The sequence below is a fragment of the Mangrovicella endophytica genome (assembly GCF_002893625.1).
Classification (GTDB): Bacteria; Pseudomonadota; Alphaproteobacteria; order Rhizobiales; family Rhizobiaceae; genus Mangrovicella; species Mangrovicella endophytica.
The window spans coordinates 964,196-976,154 of the sequence record NZ_PKMZ01000001.1 but is presented as its reverse complement, the minus strand read 5'-3'; the positions used below and the strand labels follow the sequence as shown (position 1 = coordinate 976,154).

General features: G+C 65.9%; 8 protein-coding genes. 4 read left to right on the top strand and 4 right to left on the bottom strand.

Translation table 11 applies throughout. The features are described 5' to 3' along the window. Positions 1–104: 104 nt before the first annotated feature. The 3 genes from C0R46_RS04460 to C0R46_RS04455 all read right to left on the bottom strand — a co-directional run bounded on the left by C0R46_RS04460 (position 105) and on the right by C0R46_RS04455 (position 4,032). Complete coding sequence (locus tag C0R46_RS04460) at positions 105–2,555, bottom strand: penicillin-binding protein 1A (RefSeq protein WP_102958330.1); 2,451 nt, start codon at positions 2,553–2,555, stop codon at positions 105–107. Further along, the gene (locus C0R46_RS21250; protein ID WP_280952993.1) at positions 2,552–2,674 is read right to left on the bottom strand and encodes a hypothetical protein; all 123 of its coding nucleotides are present in this window, start codon (positions 2,672–2,674) and stop codon (positions 2,552–2,554) included. Before C0R46_RS21250 ends, C0R46_RS04460 begins: the two co-directional genes overlap by 4 nt. A gap of 137 nt (positions 2,675–2,811) precedes the next feature. Continuing rightward, the gene (locus tag C0R46_RS04455) at positions 2,812–4,032 is read right to left on the bottom strand and encodes an N-acetylmuramoyl-L-alanine amidase family protein (protein ID WP_157944556.1); all 1,221 of its coding nucleotides are present in this window, start codon (positions 4,030–4,032) and stop codon (positions 2,812–2,814) included. A 578-nt stretch (positions 4,033–4,610) separates the two neighbouring features. On the opposite strand from C0R46_RS04455, the gene C0R46_RS04450 reads away from it, so the two are divergent. Then, complete coding sequence (locus tag C0R46_RS04450; RefSeq protein WP_102958328.1) at positions 4,611–7,445, top strand: ribonuclease E/G; 2,835 nt, start codon at positions 4,611–4,613, stop codon at positions 7,443–7,445. Between the two features lie 233 nt (positions 7,446–7,678). On the opposite strand, the gene C0R46_RS04445 is transcribed toward C0R46_RS04450, so the two are convergent. Further along, complete coding sequence (locus tag C0R46_RS04445; protein ID WP_102958327.1) at positions 7,679–8,836, bottom strand: pyridoxal phosphate-dependent aminotransferase; 1,158 nt, start codon at positions 8,834–8,836, stop codon at positions 7,679–7,681. 117 nt (positions 8,837–8,953) lie between these two features. Between C0R46_RS04445 and C0R46_RS04440 the strand changes: the two genes are divergently transcribed. From C0R46_RS04440 to accB, 3 genes are all read left to right on the top strand, one after another. Next, the gene (locus tag C0R46_RS04440; protein WP_102958326.1) at positions 8,954–10,342 is read left to right on the top strand and encodes a M48 family metalloprotease; all 1,389 of its coding nucleotides are present in this window, start codon (positions 8,954–8,956) and stop codon (positions 10,340–10,342) included. A gap of 11 nt (positions 10,343–10,353) precedes the next feature. Further along, complete coding sequence (locus C0R46_RS04435) at positions 10,354–11,109, top strand: DsbA family protein (protein ID WP_245413401.1); 756 nt, start codon at positions 10,354–10,356, stop codon at positions 11,107–11,109. Between the two features lie 367 nt (positions 11,110–11,476). Further along, positions 11,477–11,953 carry an acetyl-CoA carboxylase biotin carboxyl carrier protein gene (accB, locus tag C0R46_RS04430; RefSeq protein ID WP_245413400.1) on the top strand — a complete coding sequence of 159 codons (477 nt, stop codon included), beginning with the start codon at positions 11,477–11,479 and terminating at the stop codon, positions 11,951–11,953. The last annotated feature ends 6 nt before the right edge of the window (positions 11,954–11,959 follow it).

Genomic DNA, 11,959 nt, shown 5'->3' with positions numbered 1-11,959 from the left:
GGTAGGTCCGCCATCCCTGTAAAGCGAGGCTCGACACGACGGGCGGACACTGCGGGGCTGAATTACACTGTTCCGCTTGTCGAAAGGCGGCCGCGTCTACCCGCTCAGAACAGGCCGCCGGCACCGCCGACGATCGCCTGCTCGGCCTCCGGCGAGATCACCGCAGGCGGTCCCGATGTGTCGTCACCGATGACGGCATAGACGTCGGCCGGGCCCGTGCCAGGCTTGAAGGCTTCGACGATCGTGTCGGGGTCGCCCTCGTTGGCGGCCATGCCGGTGCGGCGGTTGACCGCGATCATCGTCATGCCGGCAGGCACGCGGAAGTCGGCCACCGGCGCGTCCTTCAGCGCGTCCTTCATGTATTCCACGAAGACAGGCGCCGACAGGCCGCCGCCGGTCGAGCCATGGCCCATCGGGGTCGGATTGTCGTAGCCGATGAAGACGCCGGTCACCAGATTCGGCGTAAAGCCGACGAACCAGGCGTCCTTCTCGTCGTTGGTGGTGCCGCTCTTGCCGGCGACGGGAACGCCGAGTGCCTTTGCGGCGGTGCCGGTGCCACGCTGCACGACGCCTTCCATCATGGCGGTGATCTGGTAGGCCGTCATGGGATCGAGCACCTGCTCGCGATCGTCGACGAGCTCAGGCTCGGCCTGATCGCTCCAGCCACTCGCGTTGCAGCCCTCGCACTGGCGGTTGTCGTGCTTGTAGATCGTGCGCCCGTAGCGATCCTGGATGCGATCGATCAGCGACGCGTCAATCGACTGGCCGCCATTGGCGATCACCGAATAGGCCGTGACGAGGCGCAGCACGGTCGTCTCGCCGGCGCCCAGCGACATCGGCAGGTAAGGCGCCAGATTGTCGTAGATGCCGAAGCGCTTGGCGTATTCGGCGACAAGCTTCATGCCCATGTCCTGCGCCAGGCGCACGGTCATCAGGTTGCGGCTCTGCTCGATGCCGCGGCGCAGCGTCGACGGACCGCCGCCGCCATCGCTGCCGTAGTTCTTCGGCTCCCAGAAGCCGCCGGTTCCGTTCGGAATGGAGATCGGCGCGTCCATGATCACCGATGCCGGCGTGTAGCCGTTGTCGAGCGCCGCGGCATAGACGAAGGGCTTGAAGGACGAGCCCGGCTGACGCTGCGCCTGCGTCGCGCGGTTGAACTCCGACTGGGAGAAGGAGAAGCCGCCGACCATGGCCAGCACGCGGCCGGTATGGGGGTCCATCGACACCAGGGCGCCCTGCACCTTCGGCGGCTGGCGCAGGCGATAGCCGTCGCCCTCCTCCGTCTTCTCGACGAAGACGACGTCGCCGCGCGAGAGCACCTGATCGGCCGACTTGACGCTGCCGCGCTTGCCTTCCTGGTTCAGCCGCAGCGCCCACTTCATGTCGGCAAGCGCGATCGTCGAGACGTCGCGATCGCCGCCAAGGGCGCCGGATACCTCGCGCTTGGGCTGCAGGCCTATGCTGACGCTCGACTTGTCGGCGGCAAGCACCACGGCGAGCCGCCATTCCGGCACATCCGCAAAGGCCGAGACTTCGCCGAGCGGCACGCCCCAGTCCCCGCCGATTTCGATCGTCTTCACCGGACCGCGGAAGCCGCGCGCCTCGTCGTATCGCAACAAGCCGTGCTGCAGCGCCTTGCGGGCCTCGACCTGCAGAGTCGGATCCAGTGTCGTGCGGACGGACAAACCGCCATCGTAGAGTGCGTCGTTGCCGTAGCGGGCGATAATGTCGCGGCGCACCTCCTCGGTGAAATATTCGGACGCGGCGAGATAGGTGCCGGTCGGGCGCGGGTTGATGCCGAGCGGCTTGGCACGCGCCGTCGCGGCCTCCTCGCGGGTGATGAAGCGATTCTCGGCCATCTGATCGATGACCCAGTTGCGGCGCTCGATCGCGCGGTCGGCGTACTTGAACGGGTTGTAGTTGTTCGGCGCCTTGGGCAGTGCTGCGAGGTAGGCGGCTTCCTCGATGCTCAGCTCGTTCACCGACTTGTCGAAATAGGACAGCGAGGCGGAGGCGATGCCGTAGGAGCCGAGGCCGAGGAAGATCTCGTTGAGGTAGAGCTCGAAGATGCGATCCTTGGAATAGGCCTGCTCGATGCGCAGCGACAGGATGGCTTCCTTGATCTTGCGGTCGATCGTCTGATCGGAGGTCAGGAGGAAGTTCTTGGCGACCTGCTGCGTGATCGTGGAGGCGCCGACCATGCGGCGGTCGGAGCCGAAATTCTTGGCATTCATCATGATCGCACGGCCGAGGCCGTAGATGTCGATGCCAGGATGCTCGTAGAAGTTCTTGTCCTCAGCGGAGAGGAAGGCCTGCTTGACCCGGTCGGGAATTGCCTGGATCGGCAGGAAGAGCCGGCGCTGACGAGCATATTCCGCCATCAGCGATCCATCCGAGGCGTGGATGCGCGTCGTCACCGGCGGCTCGTATTTTGCGAGCACCTGATAATCCGGAAGGTCCTTGGCGACCCGCTCGACATACAGAGCGACGCCACCTGCCACGAGCAGGAACACCACCGCGCCGATGCCGAAGAAATAGCCGAGCAGTCTGATCATCTGAACTCCGTCGCGCTGGCTCCGCCCGCCAGTGCCGCGATGCCGCCATTCGTGCCGTCGGCAGCGCCTTCGCCCTTGCCGCAAACATCGAGGGCGAAGATCGAACGATCTCTCATCATTCGCCCGCACCTGCCTCGAAATGCTGCGTAAATGCGGCGTCGCCAAGGTCCCGTGTGGCCAATGGGGCCGGTGCAGGATCGTTGTTGCGCAAATAGCACAGGACGAGCCGGCGGGAAACGCTGCTCGACCATGCCGATCAGTCTGGATTTACGGCGACTGGCGACCGGCGCTTGAGGAAGCTCTCGATCGCCGCTGCGACGGCCTCGGTCGCACGTCCGCGCCACTCCGGCGACAGCAGCAGCTTTTCGTCGTCGCTGTTGGAGAGGTAGCCGATCTCCAGGAGCACTGAGGGCACGTCGGGCGCCTTCAGGACGCGAAAGCCGGCAGATCGCTTCGGGTTCTTGATCAGGCCGATGTCATGATCTTCGAGCGTGCCGACAAGATCTGTGGCGAAGTGCTCGGAAAAGCTGACAGTTTCGCGCCGCGTCAGATCCAGAAGGATGTCGAAGACCTCCGGCTGATCCTGCCGCCACTCCGGGTCGGCGAAGCGGTCGGCCGAGTTTTCCGAATCGGCGATCTCGCGGGACAGCGCGTCGGAGGCGCGCTCCGACAGCGTATAAACCGTGGCGCCCCGAAGCGTGCCGTAGCGGATCGAATCGGCATGCATGGAGATGAAGAGGTCTGCGCGTGCGCGCCGGGCGATCGCGGAGCGTTCGGCCAGCGGAATGAATGTGTCGTTCGCGCGGGTGAGGACGACGTCAATGCCGCCGCGCTTCACCAGAGCGTCGCGCAGAGCCAGGGCGAAGTCGAGATTGACGTTCTTCTCGAGCGTCTTGTCCTTGCTGATGGCTCCGGTGTCGATGCCCCCGTGGCCGGGGTCGACCACCACGACCAGCTTGCCGTCGCCGGCGATTTCGTCTGCCTTCGTCTCCGCGGATGCCGGCACAGGCGCCGTCGCGATCGAACCGACCGTCTCGCCGCCCGGCTTCAGGCGCAGCGTCAGCACCGTGTCGTCGCCCTCCTTCGACACCTCCGTAGAGGCTTGGACGGGCTCGGCGACGGAGAAGATCAGCCGGTAGCGGTCGCGGGCGACGAGACCGTGGCGCAGGTCGGTCACCAGCTTGTTGCGCTTGATCGCGGGCAGGTCTACCGCCGGAACCGTACGCATCATATCTAAGGCGATGCGCTCGGGATTATGCAGATAGACCAGACGCGTATCGGGATTGCCTTGCAGCTCGATCGAGGCCGTGAAGCCGGCGCCGTCGGTCTCCTGGCGAAGCGCGGTGATGATGCCGGCCCCGTCCTCTTCGGCCCCGGCCGTCGCCGTCGAAGATCCGAACGCGATGGCGGCAGCGGTCGACGCCATGATGACGATGAGGCGGAGCCGCTTGGCGGTGCTGGAATACTTGTCGCTCATACCGTTCCGTACACCGGTCGAAACTGACACGTAGATAGCGCCGTAACGCGGCCTACTTGTGCCGGGCTGGCGCACGAGCTTGCACATGCCCTTACGTGCCCTGCCCTTGTGTCTTGAACTGACGCATCTTAAAAGCGCAAGTGAGGCTCCCGAAGACTCACAATGGAAGCGGACCGTCCGCCAAGTGCCGGGTTCGAAGGACCGGCCGTCCCGATCCATCGATGCGCAAGCGTCGCGGTCACGTGGACGAGGCTCCCATTCTTCAGGCTTCGCAAGATTTCCTTCGATCGGAGCAAGGCTCCGACCGAATGCACCCATGCGGTCCGGTCGACCTATCAAGACCAGCCGCCCTTTTCATCGGCCGTTCATCGACGGCCATCCGTTCATACAGGTCGCATACGTGTCTGAAGCCTTATCGAGAACGCAGCCGCACGAAGGTGGATCATACCGCCTCGTAGCGGTGCCGTTCCTGAGGGCTGGCGGTACCGCGACCGTTACGGACCCGCCTCCTTCCGATCGATCCGCGGCTCTCGCCGACGCATCGCGCACAGGAGCGGGTGCCGGGGAGTTCATCCACCATGGCCAACAAAATGCTGATCGACGCGTCTCATCCAGAAGAGACCCGCGTCGTCGTCGTCCGCGGTAGCCGGATCGAGGAATTCGACTTCGAGTCGGAGCACAAGAAGCAGCTCAAGGGAAATATCTATCTGGCGAAGGTGACGCGGGTCGAGCCGTCGCTGCAGGCCGCCTTCGTCGAATACGGGGGCAACCGCCACGGCTTCCTTGCCTTCAGCGAGATCCATCCCGACTACTACCAGATCCCGGTTGCCGACCGTCAGGCGCTGATCGAGGAAGAGCTCGCCCGCGACCGTGAGGACGAGGAGCACGAAGAGCGCAAGGCCACCAAGCCGAAGAGCCGTTCGCGTCGCGGCGGCAAGCCTGCTGCAGCCCGCACCGAAGGCAATGGCGACGACGCCGTTGCCGAGGCGCTGCCGGACCAGAACGGTAGCGAGGCGTCGTCCTCCGAGGCGACTCATGAGGACGTCGTTCCGGCTGAGGCGTCGGATGCGTCCGAGGGCGAAAGCGTCGCCTCGGCCGACAGTTCGTCTGCCGAATCCGACAATGCGCCGTCGGAGGCGTCTGCCACCGACGCATTGTTCGCCCAGCCCGGCGACGCAGTGGCTGAGAAGGCCGACAGCGACGACGAGGAGCACGGCGAGGAAGAAGAGGTCGACGAGATCGGCGCCGAAGACGCGATGGAGGAAGTCGCGGTCCGCCAGAGCCGCCCGCGCCGGCAGTACAAGATTCAGGAAGTGATCAAGCGCCGGCAGATCCTGCTGGTGCAGGTCGTCAAGGAAGAGCGCGGCAACAAAGGCGCGGCCCTCTCGACCTATCTCTCGCTCGCCGGCCGCTATTCCGTGCTGATGCCGAACACGGCGCGCGGCGGCGGCATCTCCCGCAAGATCACCAACGCAGCCGACCGCAAGCGACTGAAGGAGGTCGCGCGCGACCTCGAAGTGCCGCGCGGCATGGGCATCATCCTGCGCACCGCAGGTGCCAATCGCACCAAGGCGGAGGTGAAGCGCGACTACGAATATCTGATGCGCCTCTGGGAGAATGTCCGCAGCCTGACGCTCTCCTCCTCGGCGCCTGCCCTCGTCTATGAGGAAGGCAGCCTGATCAAGCGGTCGATCCGCGACCTCTACAACAAGGACATCGACCAGATCCTCGTCGCCGGCGAAAGCGGCTACCGCGAAGCCAAGGACTTCATGCGGATGCTGATGCCGAGCCAGGCGAAGGTCGTGCAGCCCTACCGCGATCCAACGCCGATCTTCGTGCGCCAGGGCATCGAGGCGCAGCTCGACCGGATGCTGCAGCCGCATGTGACGCTGAAGTCGGGCGGCTACATCATCATCAACCAGACCGAGGCGCTGGTCGCCATTGACGTGAACTCAGGCCGCTCGACCAGAGAGCACTCGGTCGAGGACACCGCGTATCAGACAAATCTTGAGGCCGCCGAAGAGGTCGCGCGCCAGCTGCGTCTGCGCGATCTGGCAGGCCTCATCGTCATCGACTTCATCGACATGGAGGAGAAGCGGAACAACCGCGCCGTCGAGAAGCGACTGAAGGACTGCCTGAAGAACGACCGTGCGCGCATCCAGCTCGGCCGCATCTCGCATTTCGGCCTGATGGAGATGAGCCGCCAGCGCATCCGCGCCAGCGTGCTGGAATCCACCATGCAGACCTGCCCGACCTGCGGCGGCACGGGCCACATTCGCTCCGAGTCTTCGCTGGCGCTGCATGTGCTGCGCTCGATCGAGGAACATCTGCAGAAGCACAATTCGCACGACCTGATCGTCAAGGTGCCGACCGCGACCGCGATCTACGTGCTGAACGAGAAGCGCGGCACGATCAACGATCTCGAGCGCCTGCACGGCCTTCGCATCCTGATCGAGGCCGACGAAAGCAACGGTCACCAGGGCATCAAGATCGAGCACGGCGCCGAGGCCGTCCGGCGCGAGCCGAAGCCCGAATTCGTTCATCCCGAGACCGTCGCGGCGGCCGACATCGTCGAAGATGCGGCCGATGAGGAGGATGCCGTCGCCGACGAGAGCGAGGGCGACGAGGCGGAAACCACGGCACCGTCGGACAATGGCGAAGAGCGCGACGGCAACCGCCGGCGCAAGCGTCGGCGTCGGCGTCGGCGCGGCGACGACAACGGCGAGGCGGGTGATGCCGGCGAGGCTGGATCGGTGGACGAGAGCGACGAGGCCGTTGCTGCGGATGCCGAAGGCAGCGACGAGGATGCCGGCGGCGACGATACGCAGAACGGCGCCAGCAGCGAAGCCGATGAGGGCGAGGACGAGGGCGGCCGCGATCGCAAGCGTCGTCGCCGCGGACGCCGCGGCGGTCGGCGCAACCGCGAGGACGCGACGGCCGAGAGCGGCGAGGCCACTGAGTTCGGCGACGGCGCCGTTGCGGAGGCCGCCGCAGCCATGGTGGAGGAAGACTCCTCCGCTTTCGTCGTTCAGCCCGTGGATGCTGCTTTCGAGACGGCGTCGGATGACGGTGTGACTGCAACGGCCCCCGAGGGCGACGAGCCGGCTTCGGAGAGCGCTCCCGCCGCGGAGTCTTCGGACGAGAGCGGCAGCGCGCCGAGCGCCGAAGAGCGCGCCTTGGCCGATGCGCGGCTGCTCGAAGAGGACGGCGGCGAGGTTCAGGCGGAGGTGACTGCGGATACAGGGTCGCAGGAGCCGCAAGCTACGGGCGCGACGGACGAGACTGTGCCTGAGGAAGCTCCGACGCCGAAGGCACCGGCGACGCCGCAGATCACCTCCAATGGCGAACAGGCCGACGAGGATCCGGACAAGCCGAAGCGCACCGGCTGGTGGGCGCGCCGCAGCTTCTTCTGAGCTGAGGCATTCGGCAACCGCCGAACTTTCACATCACGTGACGTGCAACGGGCCCCATGAGGGCCCGTTGCATTTCCAGCTGCCCGGCACCTCGTACCGTCGATGTCGGAGCATGCCCTGCCCGCCCCGCCTGGACGTACCCGTCTCAGCACGCTCAGGCAGGCGCTGAGCGCCCGTCAATCAATCCGCACCAGGACAAACCAGCAGGAGTCTGACGCCTCGAAAGGACCGGCTCAACGGCCGAGCCGATCGAGCGCCTCGCTCAGCTGGTCGTAGCTGCAGGCATAGGAGATGCGCACGAACCGCTCGCCGCGCCGCGTGTCGAAGTCGGTGCCCGGCGTGATCGCGACATGGCGCTCGGCAAGCACGCGGCGGCAGAAGTCCGTGGATCCGCTCTCCCCGTCCGGGATACCTGCATAGGCGTAAAAGGCGCCGTCGATCGGCGCGATATCGCGAAAGCCCAATTCCGGCAGCCGCTTCATCAGGAGGCTGCGGTTGCGTTCGTAGCCGGCGCGGATGGCCAGGAGCTCTGGCTCGGAGTCGAGCGCCGCCAGCGCAGCGACCTGAGAGAGTTCCGGCGCCGAGATATAGAGGCTCTGGCCGATACGCTCGGCGGGCCTGACGAGGCTCGGCGGCAGCACCAGCCAGCCGATCCGCCACCCCGTCATGCAGTAGAACTTGGAGAAGGAGTTGACGACGATCGGCCGATCCGAAAAGTCGAGCGCGGTTGCGGCGGGCTCGCCATAGACGAGGCCATGATAGATCTCGTCGGAGATGAAGCGGATGTCATGGCGGTCGCAGAACTCGACGAGACGGCCGAGTTCGTTACGCCGGGTCACCGTGCCCGTCGGATTGGCGGGGCTCGCGACGAGGACGCCCTGCACGGGGTTGCCCTCATGCGCCTCCGCCAGCATCGCGGCGGTCAGAACATAGCCGGTCGCGCTGCCCACCTCGATCTCGACGGGCACGAGGCCCAGCGCGCGCAGGATATTGCGGTAGGCGGGATAGCCGGGCGCAGCGATGGCGATGCGGTCGCCAGGATCGAAGGCCGTGAGGAAGGCCAGGTTGAAGCCGGCGGAGGAGCCGGTGGTGATCATCACGCGCTCGACCTCGACCGACCGCCCGTAATGCTCGCGGTAATGACGCACGATCCGCTCCCGCAGGTCCATTCGGCCGAGCGCGTCGGTATAGGCGATGCGGCCGGCATCCAGCATCCGGCGGGCCGCATCGCGTGCGGCGGCCGGCGCCGGCGCTGCGGGCTGCCCCACCGCCAGCGAGATGATGGGTGTGCCGGACGCGATCATGCGGTTCGCCTCCGCCAGCACGTCCATGGCGCGGAATGGGTCGATCTCGGAGCGCAGCGATGCTCTGATGCCGGATGATTCGGACATGGGGTCAGGCTCCTTCGGCGCCTCAGATTCGCCGGATTGAAATGGGCAATGCGGCTCGTTCTGCAGCTCGTCTTAGCCACATCCCGTCCGCTTCGCCGTGATGGAAGAGGAAATAGCATGACGTTTCAGGGTGGCCGCTTCAAGACAGCGCTGGTCAGCCTCGTCACGGCCGCTGCCGTCGCCGCGATGCCCGTCGCCGCCACCGCGGCAGACAACGAGAAGGCGCGCCTGCCGGTCGTCCGCGATGCGGAGATCGAATCCCTCGTGCTCGACTATGCGCGTCCGGTCTTGAAGGCGGCGGGCCTGTCCCGGTCCGGCATCGAGATCGTGCTCGTCAACGATCCCGCCTTCAATGCCTTCGTGGCCGGTCGCCGGATCTTCATCAATACCGGCACCATCCTCGGCTCGGCAACGCCGAACCAGGTGATCGGCGTCCTTGCCCATGAGATCGGCCATCTCGCCGGCGGTCATCAGAGTCGGCTGCGTGAGCAGATCGAGCGGGCAAAGACGATCTCGGTGGTTGCGAGCCTTCTCGGCGCCGGCGTGATGGCGGCTGGCGCCGCCACAGGTACGCGTGGCCTGGCGCAGGCCGGCGGCGGCATCATGGCCGGCGGCGGGACCATCGCGATGCGGAACCTCTTCAGCTATCAGCGCTCCGAGGAGGCGACCGCCGACCGTTCGGCTCTCGTCTATCTGGAGAAGATCCATCAGTCGCCGCGCGGCCTCCTGGAGACCTTCGACACGCTGGCGCGCAACGACCTGTTCTCGACCAGCCGTTCGAGCGGCTATCTGTCCAGCCATCCGGCGCCGCGCGAGCGCATCGCCAATCTGGAGACGACCGCCAAGCAGAGCCCGTACTATGATGAGGCCGACAGCCTGGAGCTCTTGAAGCGACACGACATGGCGCGGGCGAAGATCGCGGCCTATGCCGGCGGCGCCTCCGCGGTCCGCTCGACCTTCCTGAAGGACCCCCGCTCGGAAGCGGCGGCCTATGGCGATGCCATCGCGACCGAGCTGAATGGCGCACCGGCGGACGCTCTCGCCAAGATCGACGCGCTGATCAAGCGCGACCCGAAGGTGCCCTGGTTCCATGAGGTGCGCGGCGAGATCCTGATGCAGAGCCGCAGGTCCGAGGAAGCGGCCGCAGCCTTTGCACGGGCGGCGGCGCTGGACACGTCGAAGTCGGGTCTCCTGCAGGCTTCGATCGGCCAGGCGCTGGTGACCAGCGGCAAGGCCGAGGAGATGCCGAAAGCGATCCAGCAGATCCGCAGGGGTCTCATCGCCGATCCCGACAACTCCACCGCCTATCGTTTCCTGGCAATGGCGTATAACCAGGTCGGCGATGTCGGTAATGCCGAGCTTGCGACGGCTGAGGGCTATTGGCATGCTGGCGCCCTGAAGCAGTCGCAGGTCTTTGCCGCACGCGCACAGCAGAAGCTGAAGCCGGGCACGCCGGGGTGGCGCCAAGCCCAGGACATCCTGACCTTCAGGCGACCGAAAGATTGAGGAACTCCCTGTTGACCCGAAAGCTCATCGCCGCTGCGCTCCTGTTTACAACGAGCCTTGCGGCACCGGCAGTCGCCGCCGGTTTCTCCAAGGAGCAGACCGGCGATATCGAGACGATCGTTCGGGATTACCTCCTGCGGAACCCCGAAGTATTGCTGGAAGCGATGGATGCGCTGGAGGCCAAGCGCAACGCGGCGACGCAAGCGGCTCAGGTCTCGGCCATCTCGGAAGCAGGCCCGGCGCTGACCTCGACGCCGCAGGGCACCGTCCTCGGCAATCCGGATGGCGACGTCACCGTCGTCGAGTTCTTCGACTACAACTGCGGCTACTGCAAGCGGGCGCTCGGCGACATGGATGCGCTTCTGAAGAGCGATCCGAAGGTGCGCTTCGTCCTGAAGGAAATTCCCGTTCTCGGACCGCAGTCGGTCGAAGCCTCGAAGGTCAGCCTTGCTCTGCGAACGATCGCGCCGCAGCGCTACGCCGAATTCCACCGCACGCTGCTATCGGCACCGGGCGTCGCGGATGCGGACAAGGCGATCGGGGTTGCGGCCGATCTCGGTATCGACGAGGCGGCTCTCCGCAAGGCCATGGACGATCCGGCGGTCGCTGCCTCCATTGCCGAGGACAGCCGCCTTGCCACAATGCTGCAGATTTCGGGGACGCCGAGCTACGTCATTGCCGACGAAGTGGTGCCGGGGGCGGCTGGCCTGGACGTCTTGAAGGACAAGATCAAGAACGTGCGGGCCTGCGCAAGCGCATCGTGCTGAACCGTCCGGCGGACGAAAGCGGGGCTGGCGCGGCGGCGTCCCGACCAGCCTCGGCGGCCTCCGTTGCCGAAACCGGCTTCCGTCCGAGGCTGGGCAAGGCTATACCGCCGCTCCAAAGGAACATCGACGGCCGCTTGGCGGCCGATCGCCTGCACCGGAATCTCCTTCCCTCGCTCTGCGCGAGACGGGCCGGTGCAGGGCATCTTCAGTCGTGATGCGGATTTTGCTACGGCAGACCGCGCGTTAGAGCCGCTCCGGACGGAGCCGGCGGATAGAACGGCAGGGACAGTTCATCGTGAGCCTCTCCAGCGAAGACCAAGCGGCAACGGCCGATCATAAGGAAAAGATGGCGGGCACAGACGCAAGCATGGATCCCAAGCTCGTGCGCGAGCTGGCCGAGATCCTCAATGATACGGATCTGACCGAGATCGAGGTCGAGCAGGGCTCCCTCCGGATCCGCATCTCCCGCCAGAAGGAACAGCCGAACGGCGCCTTCCAATCCTTCCAGATCCCGCAGATGGCCTATCCGACACCGGTTCCCTCGATGCCGTCGCCGGTGGCGGACACGGGTTCGCTGCCGACGCCGCTTGCGGCTTCCACCGGTCCCGAGCCGGGCACCGTCCCCTCGCCTATGGTCGGCACGGTCTATCTCGCCTCCGCACCCGGCGCGCGTCCGTTCATCGAGGTCGGCCAGCAGGTCGCCGAGGGCGAGACGCTGCTGATCATCGAGGCGATGAAGACGATGAACCAGATCCCGGCACCGCGCAGCGGCAAGATCCTCAAGATCTGCGTCGAGAATTCGCAACCGGTGGAATACGGCGAGTCGCTCGTCGTCATCGGCTGAGAGCGC

Bases quoted from the DNA above. Each gene is read 5' to 3' on its own strand.
- C0R46_RS04455 (WP_157944556.1), bottom strand. From the start codon at position 4,032: ATGAGCGACAAGTATTCCAGCACCGCCAAGCGGCTCCGCCTCATCGTC.
- C0R46_RS04460 (WP_102958330.1), bottom strand. From the start codon at position 2,555: ATGATCAGACTGCTCGGCTATTTCTTCGGCATCGGCGCGGTGGTGTTC.
- C0R46_RS04445 (WP_102958327.1), bottom strand. From the start codon at position 8,836: ATGTCCGAATCATCCGGCATCAGAGCATCGCTGCGCTCCGAGATCGAC.
- C0R46_RS04440 (WP_102958326.1), top strand. From the start codon at position 8,954: ATGACGTTTCAGGGTGGCCGCTTCAAGACAGCGCTGGTCAGCCTCGTC.
- accB (WP_245413400.1), top strand. From the start codon at position 11,477: ATGGATCCCAAGCTCGTGCGCGAGCTGGCCGAGATCCTCAATGATACG.
- C0R46_RS21250 (WP_280952993.1), bottom strand. From the start codon at position 2,674: ATGATGAGAGATCGTTCGATCTTCGCCCTCGATGTTTGCGGCAAGGGC.
- C0R46_RS04450 (WP_102958328.1), top strand. From the start codon at position 4,611: ATGGCCAACAAAATGCTGATCGACGCGTCTCATCCAGAAGAGACCCGC.